General features: G+C 42.3%; 13 protein-coding genes and 1 tRNA gene. 9 read left to right on the plus strand and 5 right to left on the minus strand.

Annotation, left to right across the window (positions count from 1 at the left end):
- The first annotated feature begins 158 nt into the window (after window positions 1-158).
- From G3R49_RS07455 to G3R49_RS07480, 6 genes are all read left to right on the plus strand, one after another.
- Window positions 159-1,448, plus strand: a complete 1,290-nt coding sequence (locus G3R49_RS07455) for an NRAMP family divalent metal transporter (RefSeq protein ID WP_167869203.1) — start codon at window positions 159-161, stop codon at window positions 1,446-1,448.
- Window positions 1,449-1,550: 102 nt separating this feature from the next.
- Window positions 1,551-2,216: a TetR/AcrR family transcriptional regulator gene (locus tag G3R49_RS07460; RefSeq protein WP_167869204.1), complete on the plus strand. Its 666-nt coding sequence runs from the start codon at window positions 1,551-1,553 to the stop codon at window positions 2,214-2,216.
- A gap of 172 nt (window positions 2,217-2,388) precedes the next feature.
- Window positions 2,389-2,820 carry a nucleoside-diphosphate kinase gene (gene ndk, locus G3R49_RS07465; RefSeq protein WP_130597558.1) on the plus strand — a complete coding sequence of 144 codons (432 nt, stop codon included), beginning with the start codon at window positions 2,389-2,391 and terminating at the stop codon, window positions 2,818-2,820.
- Window positions 2,821-3,601: 781 nt separating this feature from the next.
- Entirely contained in the window at window positions 3,602-6,292 is a 2,691-nt protein-coding gene (locus tag G3R49_RS07470; protein WP_130597557.1) for a TonB-dependent receptor, read from the plus strand.
- A 786-nt stretch (window positions 6,293-7,078) separates the two neighbouring features.
- On the plus strand, window positions 7,079-9,754 hold the full coding sequence (locus G3R49_RS07475; protein ID WP_167869205.1) for a TonB-dependent receptor: 2,676 nt from the start codon (window positions 7,079-7,081) through the stop codon (window positions 9,752-9,754).
- Window positions 9,755-10,335: 581 nt separating this feature from the next.
- Window positions 10,336-10,412: transfer RNA gene (locus G3R49_RS07480), tRNA-Pro, on the plus strand.
- A gap of 361 nt (window positions 10,413-10,773) precedes the next feature.
- On the opposite strand, the gene G3R49_RS07485 is transcribed toward G3R49_RS07480, so the two are convergent.
- Complete coding sequence (locus G3R49_RS07485) at window positions 10,774-12,567, minus strand: DUF3413 domain-containing protein (protein ID WP_167869206.1); 1,794 nt, start codon at window positions 12,565-12,567, stop codon at window positions 10,774-10,776.
- A gap of 102 nt (window positions 12,568-12,669) precedes the next feature.
- Window positions 12,670-12,885 (minus strand): YejL family protein, encoded by a 216-nt coding sequence (locus G3R49_RS07490; protein WP_130597554.1) that lies wholly within the window; start codon window positions 12,883-12,885, stop codon window positions 12,670-12,672.
- A gap of 266 nt (window positions 12,886-13,151) precedes the next feature.
- On the opposite strand from G3R49_RS07490, the gene yejK reads away from it, so the two are divergent.
- The gene (yejK, locus tag G3R49_RS07495; protein WP_167869207.1) at window positions 13,152-14,180 is read left to right on the plus strand and encodes a nucleoid-associated protein YejK; all 1,029 of its coding nucleotides are present in this window, start codon (window positions 13,152-13,154) and stop codon (window positions 14,178-14,180) included.
- A gap of 199 nt (window positions 14,181-14,379) precedes the next feature.
- Window positions 14,380-15,327 carry a magnesium/cobalt transporter CorA gene (corA, locus tag G3R49_RS07500; RefSeq protein ID WP_130597553.1) on the plus strand — a complete coding sequence of 316 codons (948 nt, stop codon included), beginning with the start codon at window positions 14,380-14,382 and terminating at the stop codon, window positions 15,325-15,327.
- 101 nt (window positions 15,328-15,428) lie between these two features.
- On the opposite strand, the gene G3R49_RS07505 is transcribed toward corA, so the two are convergent.
- Window positions 15,429-16,670 carry an HD-GYP domain-containing protein gene (locus G3R49_RS07505; protein ID WP_167869208.1) on the minus strand — a complete coding sequence of 414 codons (1,242 nt, stop codon included), beginning with the start codon at window positions 16,668-16,670 and terminating at the stop codon, window positions 15,429-15,431.
- Window positions 16,671-16,876: 206 nt separating this feature from the next.
- Here G3R49_RS07505 and G3R49_RS07510 point away from each other — a divergent pair, with 206 nt between their 5' ends.
- Window positions 16,877-17,572, plus strand: a complete 696-nt coding sequence (locus G3R49_RS07510) for a 2OG-Fe(II) oxygenase (RefSeq protein ID WP_130597551.1) — start codon at window positions 16,877-16,879, stop codon at window positions 17,570-17,572.
- Between the two features lie 43 nt (window positions 17,573-17,615).
- On the opposite strand, the gene G3R49_RS07515 is transcribed toward G3R49_RS07510, so the two are convergent.
- Window positions 17,616-18,962 carry an ATP-binding protein gene (locus tag G3R49_RS07515; RefSeq protein WP_167869209.1) on the minus strand — a complete coding sequence of 449 codons (1,347 nt, stop codon included), beginning with the start codon at window positions 18,960-18,962 and terminating at the stop codon, window positions 17,616-17,618.
- Window positions 18,953-19,627 (minus strand): response regulator, encoded by a 675-nt coding sequence (locus G3R49_RS07520; protein ID WP_130597549.1) that lies wholly within the window; start codon window positions 19,625-19,627, stop codon window positions 18,953-18,955. The genes G3R49_RS07515 and G3R49_RS07520 overlap by 10 nt, the downstream gene beginning before the upstream one ends.
- Window positions 19,628-19,723 lie beyond the last annotated feature (96 nt).

The following is a 19,723-nucleotide window of genomic DNA, read 5'->3' on the forward strand; positions in this document are numbered from 1 at the left end:
CATTTGAGTATGAATTTTAATGTGTTGCATTTATGTAACTATCACCGTAAGTTATGCGAATGAACGTTCACATCCATACGTGTCGTAAAAAGGATGGACTCACAGTACAGCTAACTTATTTAGCGGCATAATATAATACAGGCGCATTGTTAATCTCCATGTCAATCTCTACTTCAAATAGCTTGTCCCGCATATTCGCTCTACTAGGCCCTGGTATTGTGTGGGCTGCAACAAGTATCGGTGTATCACACATAGTACAAGCAACGCGTGCAGGGACTGACTTTGGCTTCGCCCTTGTTGGCTTTATTGTGCTTGCTCATGTTATCAAATATCCATTTTTCTTATTCGGCCCAAGGTATGCGGCAGCTACAGGCAACAGTTTACTTGAAGGTTATAAAGGCATAGGCAATTGGGCACTACTGCTATTTCTAGCGCTAACTGCCATAACCATGTTCTTTGTGCAATCTGGGGTAACGATTGTTACCTCTGCTTTGGCAATGAACTTGTTTGGCGATGTATTGAGTTTGTCACAGTGGACCGCCGTTATCTTGGCAATAGTGGCGGCAGTACTGCTTATTGGGCATTACAAACTACTCAACACTATGCTCAAGTGGATGATGTTAGTTCTGGTTGTGTGCACTTTGATCGCACTGCTTGCCAGTATCGGTAAATTAGGTTTTGGCCCAGCAGAGAGCGCACCGCAAATATTATTGACCAGCCCAGTAACTATTGCCTTTATCGTAGCGTTAATAGGTTGGATGCCAACAGCAATTGAGGTGTCGGTTTGGCATTCGTTATGGGTGTTAGCCAAAGGTGAGCCTAAAGGAGAAGCTGCAGTTAGTAATGCGAGTTTAGATTTTAATGTGGGTTACGCAACCAGTTTTGTTTTAGCATTGGTGTTTATGTGGATGGGGGCATTATTACTCTTTGGCAGCGGTGAGAGCTTTGCTGATTCTGCAGCGGCATTTGCTGGGCAGTTGGTAGGCTTATATAGCCAGGCGCTAGGGCAGTGGAGCTGGTTATTGATGGCCATTGTGACCTTTGTTGCCTTGTTCTCGACAACCTTTGCTGTAGCTGATGGGTTCTCACAAGTATGGCAGCGAGCGGTGTCTGTGTTGGCGGTAAAACGAAGCGTGACGACTGCTGCTGGTAACATTCAGTCCAAAGCAAAGTATGCCTATCCAGTTACGTTATTGGTGTTGTCACTCGGTAGCTGGTGGATTATCTCAGCACATACCGCCAATATAAAAGGTTTGTTGGACTTCGTTACCACAGTATCGTTTGTTAGTGCTCCACTATACGCCTGGCTAAACTATAAGGTCATGCTAAGTGATGAAGTGCAAGACAAGTACCGCCCGCAAGGTGCATTTAAGGTGTATACCTTGGGCTGTTTACTTATACTTACGCTACTCAGTTTGTTCTATTTGTATTGGAAGTTTGGTTTCTAACATGAGCAAGTTCGCCATTAGCACAAGTTTGAGAGAAACGATTGCTCGCAGCAGATTGTTTCATTTATTATGTGGCAAATTAACCGCGGTCATCTGTAGTTTATGACATCAACCGATCTTCGCCCTAAGCAAAAACGTAGCCAGCAGACTCACGATAAGTTTTTGAAAGCGCTGCGCAGCGCGCTTGAAAGTAAGTACTTTGAGCATATTAGTATTAAGGAGCTTGCTGAAGGAGCAGGGGTGTCGGTTGGCACCTTTTATCGTCGTTTTGAAAACAAAGAAGCCTTGTTGCCGCTGCTTTATGACGATTTTGGTGCTGAGCTTGAAGCTTGGGTTTGCGAAATGGAGCAACAAGCTCAAGCCTCGCAAAGTCAACAAACTTTAGCGCAATTTGTTTTATGGTTAACCGATCAGACTGCGACATTTCTACTTGAGCGCAAAAGCGTATTTCGAACCATACATTTAAACGCGCGTCTACATGGGAATAACCTGTTTACCGACCCTAATCTAGATAGGGCGACTACCTACCGCAGAATATCGTTGTTATTTGCAGGCAAGCTATCTCAAGCATTGGTCGTTCCGACAAGTGAAGATGCAAGAATAGAGTTGCTTAAAGCCTGTGATATGGCAGTTTATATGTTGGTGAATGGACTGCTCGATCAAATTCTCTATCCGACCTTAACACCTGCGATTGCCAGCGACTTGCCACTAGAGCAATTTGTGCAACAATTATCGACTATGCTTACACGCTATCTTGCTCAGCCCTAAGCCTTGCCATCATGCTGGTTAAGTCTTTAGGTTTTGAGTGGTGATATATAACTCAATGTGGATCACACTCACTATTTTGTCGCTGTGATGTGATTAACGCTTTGCACAATTAGCTAATTTACGTATAATCCGCGCGAAAATTAAATTACTTGCTTATATAAGGAAGCTAGTCATGGCGATCGAACGCACTTTTTCTATCATCAAACCTGATGCAGTTGCTAAAAACCACATCGGTGCTATCTACAACCGTTTTGAATCAGCTGGTCTTAAGATCATTGCTTCAAAAATGGTACACCTAACTAAAGAGCAAGCTGAAGGTTTCTACGCTGAGCACAGCGAGCGTCCTTTCTTTGGCGCGCTAGTTTCTTTCATGACTTCTGGTCCTATCATGGTTCAATGTCTTGAAGGTGAAAACGCAGTTCTAGCTAACCGCGAAATCATGGGTGCTACTAACCCAGCTGAAGCAGCTCGCGGTACTCTACGTGCTGACTACGCTGAAAGCATCGACGAGAACGCAGTACACGGTTCAGACGCATTAGCATCAGCTGAGCGTGAAATCGCATACTTCTTCAGTGCTGAAGAGCTTTGCCCACGTACTCGTTAATACGTTAGTGCGTTAACTGAAAGGGAGCCTATTGGCTCCTTTTTTGTTTTCAACGGTTTTAAATTGCATCGCAACTATGTGCTTGAACTATAGCTGTTTAGGCTACGCTTCCTTCTAGGGAGTTAACATACAGCCGACTCATTCAAAAGGCCTCCATATTTATAACGGGCTTATCTTCGTCGTTATCTCGTTAACTATTTGCAGCTTTACCTAGCAACTCGTCTGCAAACTCCCAAGAAATAGTAAGTACGGAACTAAATGCGACATAGTGAATTTTCGCTAAATTAAGCAGACAAAACGTGCTTACTTAGAATCAACTGATTCGCAACTGATGAATAGCACTTACATCTGTTATCAAATTTTGATGGTGATTTAGTATTAACAATGCACTTTAAGTAAGGAAACTTAAAGTTAGGTAAATAGGCTTTGGGTTACCCAGCGTTATATGATCTACTGAATAGTTAACATTACCAATTGCAACTTACCTGTAACCGTATGTGACAGCTTTATTTCAGTTGTATCGATATGTATCGCAAAATGTATCACTTCACATTCTCAAAAAACTCTATAAACCATTAAAAACTAAGCCGGTTTTATTTTGAGCGGCTATTTAATACACCAACCTGTATCAACTTGTATCCCTCTTGTTTTTTATTTGTTATCGGCAATTGATGATCTTGCGTCTCTTTAACAGTATCCCTGTGCTTTGGTTAACCGCTAGTTAACTATTGGCACAATAAAAATACATAGCGTTACGTTTGATAACGCATAGGGAGATAAAATGAGTTCTGAATCTTTAACAGCGAAAGCGATCCGTCGTGGATTATTCGCCGTTGCTACAACATCTGTAGCTGCTGCGGGTATGTATTCTCAGGTGTCAATTGCGGCAGAAGCAGAAGCACAAGTTGAAAGAATTGAAGTAACAGGTTCTCGTATTAAACGCACTGATATGGAAACTGCTACACCAGTGACGGTGATGAGTGCAGATGATATGGCTAAGCAAGGCTTTACCACTATTCAAGATGCGTTACAAAGCTTAACTTCAACTACAAGTGCAATGACGACTCAGTCTGTACATGGTTTTACACCTGCTGCGTCTTCTATTAGTTTGCGTGGTGCTGGTGCTAACCGTACTTTGACTTTGGTCGATGGCAAGCGCCTAAACCAATATCCAAAACCTGCAGGCGGTACTGATAACTTTGTTGATACTGCAAACCTTCCTATGGAAGCTGTAGAGCGTATTGAAGTATTACAATCAGGCGGTTCAGCTGTCTACGGTGCTGATGCTGTTGGTGGTGTAATCAACATTATTCTTAAGAAAGACTTTGATGGTGCTGCATTAAAATATCGCCATGGCGATACCACTGGTGGTGGCGGTGCAAGTGACCGAATTGCGCTATCTCTGGGTAGCTCTTCAGAGAAAGGTAACGTATCTACCTTTATTGAATTTACCAATAATGAAGGCCTAACTGCTGCACAGCGTGAAAAATTCGGTGTTCATACTGATAAAGTACCTCATAGCGAATACTCTCAATACAGTTCTTACGGTGCGCGTATTGCTGGTACCGGTACTGGTGCTCGTCAATTATCTGCACAAGAATGTACAGATGGCGGTTGGTTCTGGGATGAGGCTCGCAGCATTTGTGGTTTTGACCGTTCACAGTGGCGAGACCTTGAGCCAGAGAGCTATCGTTTCATCAGTACAACTAACTTCAACTATGAATTAAACGATGACGTGGCTTTTGTTGGTCGCTTAGACTTTGCTCAAGCTAAATCAACGACTAACATTGAGCCAATGGCAATCAATGATTACGACATCAAAGTTAATGGCAATGAATTAACCGTAAGTTATGGTAATCAGCTAAGCAAAACTTTTGCCGACAAAACAACTGCCTTAGGTGGTGATTTTGCCAATGCTACCGATGGCGATTATTACTATGTGCGTCGTTTACATGAGTTTGATAACCGTCGTGGTGAAACCAACACTCGTAACTACTTCTTTACCGTTGGCTTAGAAGGTGTGCTTGCAGATGAGTACAACTGGGACGTTTCGGCAAACTATGGCCGCACCAATGTAGATGTATTCAGAAGCGGTTATGCGACTGTAGGCAGCATGTTTGATTACATCACGGCAGGTGAAAACGGCAATTCACTGCTTAAGCCTATGTCTTCAGATGACGTAGAAGCAGCGTCTTACAGCCCATTTGAGCAAGCGCAATCTACTCAAAAGAATATTCAAGCAAACCTAACTGGTATGGCTTTTGAAATGGCTGAAGGCGATGCTTACTTTGCGGTAGGTGCTGAATACACAATTCAAGATTACTCAACCGACACTGACTCAGAGTCTAAGAAAGGTAACATCCTAACTACTGGTGGTTCATCAGGTGCAGGTGAGCGTTCTTACTGGGCAACTTATGCTGAATTGAGCGTACCTGTACTTGAAGAGCTAACTGTGAACGCAGCGGTTCGTTATGACCGTTACGACGATATGGGTGGCAACTTTACTCCTCAGGTAACTGTTGAATACCGTCCAATTGATGAGTTGTTGGTTCGTGGTTCATACAGCCGTGTATTCCGTGCTCCAGACATGCACCGCGTGTATGGCGATCCGACTACTGGTTTCTCTCAAGTCATTGACTTTAAACAGTGTGCGGCATTGGGTGGCGAGCCAGGCGTGACTCACCCAGATCCAACTATTAACGAGATTTGTAACGAGCTACACATTGACATTACCACTGGTGCTAACAAAGACCTAGAAGCTGAAACTGGTTACACAGCCAACATTGGTGCGGTATACGGCGGAGACGCATTCAACGCAACATTTGATATTTGGGAATGGCAGCTTGATGACATGGTTAGTGACATCAGTGCTTCAAAAGCAGCGCGTGAATACGAGCTGTATGAGCATATGATCACTCGTGATGACAATGGCACAATTACTCATATCAATTCAGTAGCGCAAAACTTGGCATATAAGAAAGTTAGTGGTATCGACTTAACTGCCGGTTACAACTGGGATTTGGATAGTTTTGGTGACCTAAAACTGAACTTCAATGGTACTTACTTGATAAATTCTGAGAGTCAGCTTGACCCGACTTCAGAAGTGGTTGATAACATCGATGAAGGTGGTTTACCACAATATCGCTTTAACTTAGTGCTTGGTTACTTTGTTCAAGATTTCGAGGCAACTTTAGGTGCTTACCACACTGCTAGAATGCATGGCGTTAACTACACTTCATTCAAAACAGATGATGTAAGCGAAAGTGAGTTAGAGGTTGCATCTCAAACTAAGTGGAACCTAACTGCCGCTTACAATATCTCTGATGAATTTAAGCTAACTTCAGGTATTGTTAACTTGTTTGATGCAGGTCCTAACTTTGACCCAACTGACACTTCATGGCCACACTACCCACGCAGCGTATACAACGCACGCGGTCGTGAGTGGTTTGTTGAAGCTGAAGTCAAGTTTTAATCTGTAACGCAAAATAAATTAAGCCACCTATTTGGGTGGCTTTTTTTGTTTTCAACCCTAAACCACCCGCTTAAACAAGTGGTTATCTCTTGATTGAACTTTTCCTATAAATTCTAGTGTTTTTTAGACCTGTTGGTTTTAATAATTAGCTCATTACTCTTGGTTATCGCTGCAGCTAGTGAAGTTAGGCTCTATTTTAGGGGGGCACACAAAGGCACTTTGTTTAGAAAGAGGTATTTTACATCGCGCAGAAAACTCCTATTACTAGATCATAGATAACAAACTGCGTTGATCTCTATAAATAGTTATTCACCCCGTAGCTGTCTTTATTTTCAACACATTGCGTCAAAATAAGCCTTTATTCACATTTTTTACTCTGCTTTGTAACTTCATTGTTAACTTTCGAATGTTTTATATGCAGGTAAGAAAAAAGTTTTGAATGATTATGTGTTTATTTTGGGTTAATTCTCATCGGGAACATGTTTGTTACATAATCCATACCAGCGAGTAACTAGTGTTACATTATGTTTCCCTGTGGTTTATTAGGGTAGATTTGCACTCTGCATTCATTAAGCTACTGATTTTAAATGAAATGTTACGTTGCAGTGCTTAACATTTGAGCAAAAATAGTATCAAGTTGTGATTTGGTGGTTTTTTTATAATGAATTCAGTTGATTGGGTTACACCTATTTAACAGTATCGATCTCAAGCGGTTAACTATCGGTTAACAGCTAAAACAATAAAAAACATTGCGTTATTTGATTTAACGTATTGAGGGAGATAAAAATGAGTTCTGAATCATTAACGGCCAAAGCGATTCGTCGCAGCCTTCTAGCAGCTGCTGCTACATCAGTTGCATTTACAGGTTCTGCTTTTGCAGAAGAAGAAAAAGTTGAGCGTATTGAAGTAACAGGTTCACGTATCAAGCAAGTTGATATGGAAACTTCTTCGCCTGTTACGGTTTTAAGTGCAGCGGATATTGCTCTTACTGGTGAAAAAACAGTCGCAGACGTACTTAACAACTCATCTATCAACGCATTTGGTTCATGGCGTGGTATGTCTGGCTATGGTGCTGGCGCAAGTGCGACTAGCTCTATCAACATGCGTGGTTTAGGTTCTCAAGCAACCTTAGTTCTTTTAGATGGCCGTCGTATGCCTGGTACCAGCTCAAGCTCGGGTGCGACAGCTGATACATCACAAATTCCAGTTGCAATTGTAGAGCGTATCGAAATCTTACGTGATGGTGCTTCTGCTGTTTACGGTTCAGATGCGGTAGCTGGTGTAATTAACATTATCACCAAGAAAGAGTTTGACGGTTTCCAGTTAGACTACAGCACTGAAATGCCAGATGTTGAAGGTGGTGATGCAAATCGTTTTTCTGTTGCTACTGGTTTCAATACCGACAAAGGTAACATTACATTTACTTACGAGTACTATGATACTAAAGCGGTAATGGATCGCGATATTTGGCGCATGGATGATCCAACCTATGGTGATTACAGCTCATTCAGCTCAGTACCTAATGGTTACTATAACACAGGTAAAGTAGATGCAGACGGAGACCCAATTTATGCATTCTACTCAAACTCAGATATGTGTGAGCAAACTGAGAATGTAAGCGATGGTACTGATGGAAACAACAATGGCCGTTGTTTCTATAGCTATGGTGCAGTAACTAAGCTATTTGGTGACATGACTCGTAACTCATTCATGACCAACTTTACCTATGAGATCACTGATGACATCCAGTTCCGTGGTCGTGGTTCTGCATCTTTAAGTGAAACAGAGACTCGTTACGCTGGTACTCCTGTGTCAACCAACTATCCAGTTTTAGCTGCTGATAACCCGTATAACCCAACGGGTGCAGATATGACAGTATATATGCGCTCTGTACAAATTGGTGAGCGTGACACTTTAACTGAAACCAACAACTACGATTTCCTAGGTGGTTTTGTAGGTTACTCTGATGTTGGTAATGGTATCGATTGGGAAATTAATGCCCAATTCTCAGGGTCTACCACTAACTCGTTTAACTACAACCTAATTAACGACAACATCATCCAAAGTGAACTAGATACTGGTAAATACGATATCTTTAATACTTCAGGTATGTCTTATGATGAGTGGGATCAGCAAATGACTGCGCTTTATGGTGCAGCTGCTCATACTGGTGTTTACCAAGGTAAGTTCGATAGCACTCAAATTGATGGTTTGGCTTCTACTTTACTTGTTGAGAATGACACTCTGTCACTAGCTATGCTAGTCGGTGCTGAGTATGAAATGATCAACTTCAAGCAAACTTCTGACCCAGAATCAGCTGCTGGTATTATTTCAGGTGGTTCAGGTGGTGATGACGTAAACGCTGAGCGTGACCGTACTGCTGCTTATACTGAACTTCAGTTAGGTCTACCTGGTAACGTAGACGTATCTGCTGCTATTCGTTATGAGAAATATGAGCAGTCAGGTTCACTTACGGGTGCTACCGGTGAGATTGTTAACTCTTCTACATTTGATGCTGTTGTACCTAAGCTAGGTGTGAGCTGGCGTCCGATTGATGAGTTACTTATCCGCGCGAGTTATGGTGACTCATTCCGTGCACCAAACATGGGTGAGATGTTCTCTTCACAATCACTAAGTTTCGAAACTGCAACTGACGTTGTTTGGTGTACTCCTGAGAACGCAGCAAAAGATCCTGACTATTGTGATGCAAGTAATCAGCACAAAACTTGGTTTGGCGGTAACCCTAATCTAGAAGCTGAAGAAGGCAACTCGCTAACTTTAGGCGCTGTGTGGAATGTTACAGATGCGTGGAGCGTCGAGCTTTCGTACTATGACATCACATATGACAACAAGATTGAGTCGGTAAGTGCGACAGATGTTATCCGCGATGAAAAGCTTAATGGTGGCTCAGACTTAGTTACACGTCGTGCAGACGGTAAGATTGAATACATCGAAAGTGGTTATATCAACATGGCATCTGTTGAGACAAGTGGTTTCGACTTTGCTTCAGCATATAACTTTGAAACAAACTTTGGTGACTTCAACCTTAAGCTTGATATGACTTATGTTAAAGAGTTTGTTGAGCAAGCTGATTCTGAATCTGTAGCGATTGACAATGCCGGTATTCAAGATTATCCGCAATGGCGTGGTAACTTTGCAGCAGCTTGGTACTACAATGACTTCAGTGCGGCTTGGACAACTGTATACATTGGTAGCCAGTCTGGTCAGTACTGGCGTGATCTTGGCTACGATTACATCATCGACACGCCAAACTACTTCAAGCACAACTTACAAGTCGGTTACACCCATGACTGGAACGGTACTATTACTGTTGGTGTGAACAACTTGTTTGATGAAGAAGCGCCTACTTGGTACGACTACGCGGGTTACCGTGACGTGAATACAGGTCTTTATGACGTATTAGGTCGCACGTTCTACCTACGTATTAACCAAAAGTTCTAATTAGTTCATCTCTCCCTAGATGACCCAAAGCCTCCGTTCGCGGAGGCTTTTTTTGTTTTCAGCCCTAAACCACCTACTTCAGTAGGTGGTTATCATCGAGTAGGCTTTGCCTGTATTTCTGTTTACATGACATGTTAGGTTGAGCCTGCTATGTAATGATATTTAAAGCACGCAGCAAGCACATCCATGTGTGTTCAAAAACATCCATGTTTTCAGGGCTTTAAATATCATCACTTATAGATGCTGCTGAGAATACAAAACTACTGAAAGCCCCCTTCTTTAGAAGGTGGATATTTACTTTCAGTCCTAAATTACCGACTTAAGTAAGGGCTGCTAACTGGTGTTTATAAACCGTATTCGTAACATTTAGTCTAAGGCTTTGCTTACTAATATTAAGTGGGCTTGTGCAGACACAGTGAGTTAGGCCAGATGAACAGCTTGGTTAATGGATAAACAATCAACACTTGTGAACATTACTCAAGCTTTACCTATTAGGCAGGCTTTGATAATCTCTACTCGCGCATAAAATATAAATAAAGCAGGGTGTTAGAACAATTTGAAATGCTTTATTTTCCACCATTCGGTATGTAGCGCAGCCCGGTAGCGCACTGTCATGGGGTGTCAGGGGTCGGAGGTTCGAATCCTCTCATACCGACCAAATAAAAAATGCCCGTTAATTTAGCGATTAACGGGCATTTTGTCTTTTGTTCATCTGTAAGCTATTGCTTAACAACTTGCATTCCACGTAGGTTAATTCGCAGATATTTAGGTTCTTTACAGTAATTAGCGTGCGTGACAAAGTGAGGGGCCATAGCTCAACCAAGTAAGTGTGTAAGCTCACAAATGTCGGTCGGTTACTATTACACTGCTACTCGCTACTTGTTATTTTCCACAACTTTGTTTAGTCCCATCTGCCTTAATAAATTGATGGCAGAATCAAACCGCTCGTAAATAAAAAGCCCTTGGCTGATAAGCAAAGGGCTTTCTAAATCTGTTAAGTAGTTAAAATACAGCGACATTTAGTTGTTGTACAAACGCCTACCTTCGCGCATCACCTGAATAAGCTCAGGTGCACTCATTTTCTTTTCTAATTGTTTGGTAAAGTCGAGGTTATAGATTTGGTAGTTGCCATGCCTGTCTAACACAGTTGCTTCTTTAGCTTGGTATATAGCAAAGACCCGGCTGTTACCTATGTAGACCCATTCATCGTGACCAGGTTGGAATAGGGTGCGGCCACTGCTGTAATCTGTTACTGGGTTAGTGCAGTTAAACATGTGGCTCATTAGCGTAGGTGCTAGACCGTAGTGGCTGGTGCGATAATTGATCTCTTTTGCTGTTCTGCCAGCTTCATGCACGATTAATGGTACCTTCACATTAGCTGGTGAAAAGTCGCGGCGGATCTCACGGCTGTTACTGGTAAATACCTGCCCATGGGTGCCGGTGATGATTACGGTTGTTTGTGGGTCGACATTTTTTAATAGCTGCTCTAGCTGCTGATCAATAAAGAAAAGTGATTGACGGTATTGGTTAAACAATACCTTTTCAGCGCTTTTAAGTGGCATAGGCGGCGCGATAGTTTCAATGCCTAAAAAGCCTGCAGGTGTATCGTAGTCTCTTGGTGAGGAGTAGTTCACTAGCGCAAACCAAGGCTGAGCTTGACTCGCCTGCCATTGATTAAAATCTTCTGTGATTGAGGCGTCGACTTGAGCGCTGCCACGCTTATCTGAGTGCGATGATACGGCAAACTGGCTTGCAATCGCACTTTGACTCAATAGCTGCAGGTTTTCGTCAGAGGTAAATAATTGACGTTGATAATTCTGTTGAGCAAGCACTTGAGTGAGTACAGGTTCTGTTAGCCTAAATTCAATACGGTCTATATAACTTGTTTGGATGCCGTATAGCAGTGAGAACATACCCGTTAAGTACTGATTACCGCCCGTGTAGTGCTGGGTAAATAAGGTATTTTTCTGCTGATACTGAGTGAGGAATGGCATAGTTTTGTCAGTGATCATATCAGCGCGAAGGCTATCAACCACTACCATCAATACATTGTTCGCATCACTTGGTGCAGAGCATTGCATAGGGGTAATTGGATACGTTAATTGACTGTTGGCATGAAGCCTAGGCTGGCTATTATCGTCTTCGTTTTGAATACCACTTTTGGCCATAAATGATTTCGCTGTGGCTGGGTATGACAGCGGGTACACATCATCATAGCGGGTGATTTTATCGACTTGCGTCGCATCGGCCCAAATGTGGATAAGGTGGCTGGCAAAAAAGCAAACACCAACAAAGATAACAACTTTATTCCCCCACTGTTTTTTCTGGATTTTGTCGATGCGCTTCCATATATAGTTTGCCGCGGTGAGCTCTAACACTAAGATCGCTAAAGGGACGGAGATATAAGAAGTGCTATGAAGTAGTGAGCTTAAGTCTTGCCAAGCTAAATCGAATGCAAACGGGCTTAAATGAATACCGTAGTCGTCATAAATCAAGGTATCAAATAACAATGCATATAAACCAAGTGATGCCACAAACGCAGTAAACCCACGCAAAATCTTGGAATAGGGTAAAACAAGGGTAACCGGGAAAATAAATACCAAATACACTAAAAACGCTAAAAAGGTAAAGTGGCCTATGGTGCTAATTGTGAGGTATCCCCACTCAAGCGTGGAGTCAGGCCAACCGACACTGCGGATGTATCTGCTGCCAATCAGCATGGCTAAAAAACCGTTAAAGAAGGCAAACCAGTGCCCCCAATTCACTAAGCGTGAAATTTTGTCGCGGCTCATTTGTTTTTTGCGCTCAGCCATGCTTTGTTGTAACCCTATTTTTTAAACCGATCGTTGATAATTGGTTATGTGTAACTAATCAGTTTTGTAACTGTTCATTTGTAACTGGTCTTTTGAAACAGATCATTGGCTTACTGATTGTGACAACGCTTTAGCAAATTGTTCTGCCACGGCTTTACGCGACTCAGCAGGAACCTTGTTTTCAAGTAAATGAGTCACAGTGTTACCTAGTGCCATTAAGCGAAGATCTGTAGGGGCTTGATGCTTGTCTAGCACAGCTAAAATCTCAGCGATTAATGCTTCTACTTGAGTATTGGTGTATTTAGATTGAATTGCCATAATCAAAAAACTTCAAAATGAATGAATTAGCTGCATATGATAACGGATTTACCAGCCTGTCGCCTATGGATTTATTGCACAATCCCCATCTCAGCAGCGAACAAGTTACAAATATTGGTAAATTTGGTCAGGCTTGTATGATAACTAGCCGAATAACCAGTAAATAACGCTGCATTTCGATGACAAGTTCTCGTAGATGATTCGACTTAGGCAATCTGTTTGATATGATTGGCATCATTTGCGAAAACTGCTTAGGACGCTGCTTAATGACTATTTCTACTGAACACGCCATTATCCATGAAATCTCTCAAGATGCTCAGGGGCAAATGCGTTGTCGCCTTCGACCTCAACCCTTGCTTAATAGTCATGCCGTTGATGCAATACTCGATGAGCTCCACCACAGCTATAGTGGCAAAGGAGGTAAAGGGTTTGGTTTTTTCGGTACTCATGGTGAAGATGGCGAAGCTAACGAAGCCTTTGCAAAAGCGCTTACTGACTACCGAAATGGCGATTTAGGCTTCGTTGAGTTTACCTCTAGTGCGAGCCAATTGCTGCAAGAAGAGCTGTCTAAGTATGATTTTAGTCAGGGCGGTTTTTTGTTGATGTCTTGCTATAGCGTGATGGCCAGTGACTATTTGTTTGTTGCATTGCTAAATGCTAAGTCCTCGATGACCGTACTTGATGACATGGAGCTAAGCGAGAATAACCATTTAGACTTAAGCAATATTCAACTAGCAGCTCGTATCGACCTAACTGAATGGCAAGCTGACAAAGAGTCTCGCAAGTACATTTCGTTTATTCGTGGCCGTGCTGGGCGTAAAGTAGCCGATTTCTTTTTAGATTTCATGGGGTGCGTTGAGGGCGTAAATACTAAAGCACAGAACAAAACTTTGATGAATGCGGTTGAAGATTTTGTCGCCAGCAGCGAGCTTACTAAAGACGAGCGTCAAGAAGCACGCAACAAGGTGTTTGATTATTGCACTGAGCGTGCAGAGACAGGTAACGATATTGAAGTAAAAGATCTTGCCGATGAACTTGCTGACCAAGGTATGGATTCGTTCTATGATTTTGCTTGTGGCGGTAACTATGAGCTAGATGAAGAGTTTCCCGCTGACAAAGCAAGTTTGCGTCAACTTAAAAAGTTTTCTGGCACGGGCGGTGGGGTAACTTTGAGTTTTGATGGTGGGCATTTAGGAGAGCGAGTGATTTACGACCCTATTTCGGACACCATTTTGATCAAAGGTGTACCAGCCAACCTCAAGGATCAGCTAGACCGTCGCTTAAAAGGTGAATAAAGCAGCAAGCTTAAGTTAAAGCGCCAAATATGGCGCTTTTTTTATAACTTTAGTTGGTTATTTGCAGGTTTGGCAATCAATATGAAATAACATCGGCATTATTTCATTTTTTCATTTTATTTTTTATCAAATTTAGTACACTAGCGCCCAATTCAATCTACTGTTCAAGTTACCTAGCGTGACGCTATTAGGGGGACACATGATCACAGCCTATGTTTATCAAAATCGAAAGCTAACCGTTCACGAACTTACTATTCACGACAGCTTGCCCGATAGCACCTTGTGGTTGGACATGAAGAAACCCAATGAAGACGAACGATTGTGGTTGAGGCGATTTTCAGCTGAAGATGTGCCAGATGAAGAAGATATCAATGAGATTGAGGCATCTGCGCGTTTTTTCCAAAGTAAGGATGGCTTGCATATTAACTCGTTATTCCCACAGCGCTTTGGCACCGAAGTGCGCGGTATTAACGTGTCATTTAACTTACGGACTGACTTTTTACTGACCATTCGTGAAGATGATGTAGGCCTTATCCGCCTGCTGAGAAATTATCTGCGTTTGGGGCGCCTTGATATCACGACACCTCAAGGGCTAATGCTTGAACTGTTCAACCTCAAAGTAGACTATTTGTCAGATTTAATTGAAGACGTGTACTCGGTACTTGAAAGTGTTGGTGAAGACGTGTTTGAAAATGAAGAGCTTGATGATGTGTTTAAACTCATTACGCTACAAGAAGACTCAAACGGTAAAATTCGCCTAAGTTTGCTTGATACGCAGCGCTCGCTTCGTTATATGCAGCGCTACTATCGTGAGCATTTATCTGAAGAAAACGTCAAAGATTTACGAGAGATGTTATCAGATATTGAGTCTTTGATGCCTCATAGCCAGTTCATCTTCGATAAGCTTAACTTTTTACTTGATGCAGCTATGGGCTTTAGCGGCTTACAGCAAAACAAGATCATTAAGATCTTCTCAGTTGCCGCAGTGGTATTCCTGCCTCCTACAGTTATCGCCAGTAGTTATGGGATGAACTTTGCGAATATGCCTGAGCTTGATTGGCAATTTGGTTATCCAATGGCGATAGGTATGATGTTGGCGAGTGCTGCTGGCACTTACTTGTTCTTCAAGCGTAAAGGTTGGTTGTAAATTATTTTTGCACTGAAAAATTGAAAAGCCAATGCTAATGCATTGGTTTTTTTGTATGGGCATTCGGGTTTAATTACTCTTACATAATAGATACTTATTGGCTATTTACCAAATGCGTAAGTTACGTTGGTACGCGGGTTGAGGTACTTCATTACCTTCTCTGGTAAGCCCGATGGTGGCAGACTACGTACGACCTTTAAACCGTGATCTTGCAGCGAGATAATAGGCGCTTGCTCTTTAGGTACCAAAGGATCGTAAGCGATAACATCGGGTAGTAATATTTGTTGAAGGTTTACCGTTATCACTAAGGCAAATTGCCCATTGGATAACTCAACTACGCTACCTGGTGGATACACGCCAAGCTTTTTAATAAATTTGCCCACATATTCATTGTTAAGCTTTGTTTTATAGTTTTTATATAGTTGTCCCAAGGCTGTACTTGGGGTTTTCGCTTTAATGTGGTGAGTACCGTTACATAGAGCATCGAACTCATTCACCACAGTCAATAGCTGCGAGGGTTCATCTAATGCTTCTTGCTTTAGTCCTTGCGGGTAACCACTTCCGTCCAGAAACTCATGGTGATTAGCTATCATAGGTTTTGCTTCATCTGGGAAACTGTCGGCAAGCTTTAAAAAATTGATGCTCATGAGTGGGTGTTGTTTAAGCAAGTTTTGTTCAGCATCAGTTAACGACGCTTTTTTACGCAAAATATTCGAAGGAATTTTGAACTTTCCTATGTCATGAAATAGGGCGCCAAGGCCTATCAGTTCAATCTTTTCCCGTGGCCAGTCAAGCTCTTTAGCCATTAACATACTGAGCATAGACACGTTTAATGCGTGATGATAAATCACGTCACCCGGTTTGGCGTCTGCCATAAGGTGCAGTGCGAGGTCTTCACCGCTTACAAGTATATCGGTGAGGTTGTTAATTAGTTCTTTAGCTTCGTTAACTGCATTAAGCGGCCGACTACTTATTTTAGAGGTCATGGAACGCATCATTGATAATGAGCGGTCAAACTTTTGCTCGGTTTTCTTAAAGCGGCGTTTAAGTTGCTGTTGCTTTTCGATAAGCTCGTTTTTCTGTTTATCCATTTCAGACTTTAAGTCGCTTAAAGCTTGACGGTCGATTTGTTCGTCGCCATTTGCTTGCGCGGGTTTTGCATCGCTTTTTTCTCTAACGTAAAAAACTTCTTTTATTCCAAGTCTCTTAATAAGTTGGATTTGTGCAGTGTCTTTTATCTTAAAGCTATTGAATAAAAAAGGGTGGTCTTTCCATGAAGCGGGCAGTCTAATAAACATGCCGACTTGAAGTAATTGGACTGAGACTTTCTCGCTTTGACTCATTGATTATTATTCCTGAAACACATCTTCGCAGGCCGCCTTAGCTGTTGAATGTATCTACTGCAGCCAAAGAGATATTCGTCTAAGCATCAATCGCAAGTTTGAAGCTCATTTATACGGGACTGCGCGGTACTAAATTTAGCAGCGGCTTTACATAAGCTTAACAAGCATGGCAGCATATTTGTATGCTTATCCACTGAAAGTTTGATATGGATTTTATAGAAGTTTATCCAAATGCTTTACCTGAAACTCTGTGCAATAGCTTAATTCAAGTGCTAGATACCCATCCTGCGGTTACTCAAGGGAAAACGGGGAATGGTGTCGACTTAGAAAAGAAGCATAGCCGAGATTTAACTATGGACTCAGTTGCCGAGCTTACGCAACTGAAAAATGAGATACTGCAAGTCACCTTTAAATATGCTGTTGAGTATTTTAAGCGCTATCCGTTGGCGTTGATGGGCGCTGTTGCGGTTAATGTTAACGATGAGCAGGGCAATCCGACCACCTTAACGCCGGACAATTTCGAACGGCTCGGGCTGCCTCGAATAGAGGCTATTGTAAAATACTTGTTCCGCAGTGGAGCAGTAAATTTGCAGCATTATCAACAAGGTGTTGGAGGTTACCCTCATTGGCATTCGGAGCAATTTCCACAGCTGCCCCATAATGAACCTTTACATCGTGTCGCGCTGTTTATGTTTTATTTGAATGATGTTAAGCAAGGTGGTGAAACCGAGTTCTTTTATCAAAATAAGCAAATAAAACCGCAAAAGGGCACTATGGTAATAGCGCCTGCTAGCTTTACTCATAGCCACAGAGGTAACACGCCATTAAGTAATGACAAATATATTGTGACGTCATGGCTGATGTTTAATCGTGCAGAGCAGCTATATGCTCGTAATGATTGATTATGTATTTGTTCGCCTGTTGACTTACTGCATTGTTGATTCGTTATTGAGCGGGCAGTGTTAGAGCGAATTGCGCCCCGAGTAGATCACTTTGCTCGATACTCATGGTGCCACCATAGCTATCAATAATCTCTTGGCAAACCGCAAGACCAATACCTTGTCCTGGTGATTGGGTATCGGCGCGCACACCCCTCAAAATAATTTTTTGTTTAATGCTGTCTTCTACACCAGGCCCATCATCTTCGATGAACAACTGGATATTTCCATTTGATGTAATTGCGGTTACACGCACTTTGCTGATACACAAGCGGTAGGCGTTTTCAAGAATGTTTCCCACAAGCTCCATTACGTCGCCTTTTTCCATTGGCAATAGTAGTTGAGGAGCAACTTTAAGTTCCAACTGCACCGCTTTTGACTGATACAATTTATCAAGCATGTCGGTAATTTGCTTGATGACAGGCTCAAGTGGAGTAAGCTCACTGATTAGCCCTTTTCGACCCAACATCGCTCGCTTAAGTTGGTATTTTACAAGTTGGTCCATGTCATTGACCTGAGTTAGCGCGTGCTGACGTTGCTGTTCTTGTGTAAGGCTTTTATCGTCTATGATGGCAAGTGTTGCAGCTAGGCGCGTCTTTAGGCTGTGTGCTAAGTCATTCATGGCATTTTGATAACGGCTTTGGCGTTGCTCACTTTGGCTCACTAGCTGGTTAAGGGAATTCGTTATCCCAGTCAGCTCAACAGGGTAGTCGTTCTCCAGTGATTGCTTTTGACCATCTTTTAATTGTTGCAATTCTAACTTTAAGCGCCTAAGCGGCAGCAAACTCCAATAAGCCGCACTAGTGAGTAGTAAATAAGCGATACCTAATACAATTGCTAATCTAAATAAGGTTAAACGGTCAAACTTGTCTAACTCTTGTTTTAATTTACTGGCGTCTTTCAAAATGACTAGGTGGTAATCCTGAGCTTCTATTTGCACGCTAAGTGCGTAAACAAAATAATTTTGATCTGTACCGTTATTAATGTATTTGACGCCAAAACTGTCCTTAACGTTTTTATAGCGTTCACATATTTGTAAAACGCCCGCGTCTATTGCCGCACTGGACTCCCACATAGTGTGGTAGCGAGAGTCACAGGTTGCCATTAGATACTTGGTGTAAATGTTATCGTTGTCGATAGCCTGTGTAATCGGTACAAGGTTGTTTTCTTGAAACTCCGCCGCAATGACTGGTAGCTCGGCAATAAGTTTGGTGGTGGTGTCATTGTATTTGCTTTGGGCAAACACCAGAGTGAGTAGCCAGGCAAGTGCGAAGCCCACTAATGTAATAATGGTGAAAGAGGTGACCAGCACCCGAGTTAATAGGCGTTTTTCTGGGTGCAGGTTTAGTCGCATGGAAGGTTGAACTTGTAGCCTTGACCTCTAATGGTCAAAATAGGGTTTTCTAGTCCGCCCTGGGTTAACTTTTTGCGTAGCCTACTCACCATAACTTCAATGGTATTTGGATCGCCTTCCTTGTCAGCATAAATAACGTCTAAGATACGTTGCTTGGCAACGACTTCACTATTGTGGCGCATTAGATATTCGAGAATTTGATATTCAAATGCGGTAACTGACATTAACTCACCATTCAGGGTTATTTGTTTTGCTGCTAAGTCGACAGTGAGTGGCCCTGAGCTTATTTGTGGTTTAACGAAGCCCGCACTGCGTCGAACTAGCGCATCAAGTCGTGCAAAAAGCTCTTCTTTCTGGAATGGTTTTACTAGGTAATCATCTGCACCAGCATTAAGACCTTCGACTTTATCTTGCCAATTAACCCTGGCAGTTAAAATAAGAATAGGGAACTTGATGCCTTGTTCTCGGATAGATTTAATCAGGCTCATACCATCTTGATCAGGTAGCCCTAAGTCGACAATTGCAACGTCAATAGGATAGTTGCATGCTTGATAGAAGCCTTCTTTAGCCGTGTCTGCTACTTGCACATGGTTGTCTAGCTCTGACAGCTGAGTCGCAAGGTGGTGAGACAATATTGGATCGTCTTCAATAACTAGCACGCGCATGAACTACCTCTGGAATATCGGACCGTTAGTTTGAGTTTACTTAATCAATTAGTGAATTAAAACTCTGATTAATTACCCTATTTGGAATGTTTAAAT

Source organism: Shewanella sp. WXL01 (genome assembly GCF_012263345.1).
In the GTDB taxonomy this organism is placed as follows: Bacteria; Pseudomonadota; Gammaproteobacteria; order Enterobacterales; family Shewanellaceae; genus Shewanella; species Shewanella maritima.

Bases quoted from the DNA above. Each gene is read 5' to 3' on its own strand.
- G3R49_RS07520 (WP_130597549.1), bottom strand. From the start codon at position 19,627: ATGCGCGTGCTAGTTATTGAAGACGATCCAATATTGTCTCACCACCTT.
- corA (WP_130597553.1), top strand. From the start codon at position 14,380: ATGATCACAGCCTATGTTTATCAAAATCGAAAGCTAACCGTTCACGAA.
- G3R49_RS07485 (WP_167869206.1), bottom strand. From the start codon at position 12,567: ATGGCTGAGCGCAAAAAACAAATGAGCCGCGACAAAATTTCACGCTTA.
- G3R49_RS07455 (WP_167869203.1), top strand. From the start codon at position 159: ATGTCAATCTCTACTTCAAATAGCTTGTCCCGCATATTCGCTCTACTA.
- G3R49_RS07505 (WP_167869208.1), bottom strand. From the start codon at position 16,670: ATGAGTCAAAGCGAGAAAGTCTCAGTCCAATTACTTCAAGTCGGCATG.
- G3R49_RS07490 (WP_130597554.1), bottom strand. From the start codon at position 12,885: ATGGCAATTCAATCTAAATACACCAATACTCAAGTAGAAGCATTAATC.
- yejK (WP_167869207.1), top strand. From the start codon at position 13,152: ATGACTATTTCTACTGAACACGCCATTATCCATGAAATCTCTCAAGAT.
- G3R49_RS07510 (WP_130597551.1), top strand. From the start codon at position 16,877: ATGGATTTTATAGAAGTTTATCCAAATGCTTTACCTGAAACTCTGTGC.
- G3R49_RS07470 (WP_130597557.1), top strand. From the start codon at position 3,602: ATGAGTTCTGAATCTTTAACAGCGAAAGCGATCCGTCGTGGATTATTC.
- G3R49_RS07460 (WP_167869204.1), top strand. From the start codon at position 1,551: ATGACATCAACCGATCTTCGCCCTAAGCAAAAACGTAGCCAGCAGACT.
- G3R49_RS07475 (WP_167869205.1), top strand. From the start codon at position 7,079: ATGAGTTCTGAATCATTAACGGCCAAAGCGATTCGTCGCAGCCTTCTA.
- ndk (WP_130597558.1), top strand. From the start codon at position 2,389: ATGGCGATCGAACGCACTTTTTCTATCATCAAACCTGATGCAGTTGCT.
- G3R49_RS07515 (WP_167869209.1), bottom strand. From the start codon at position 18,962: ATGCGACTAAACCTGCACCCAGAAAAACGCCTATTAACTCGGGTGCTG.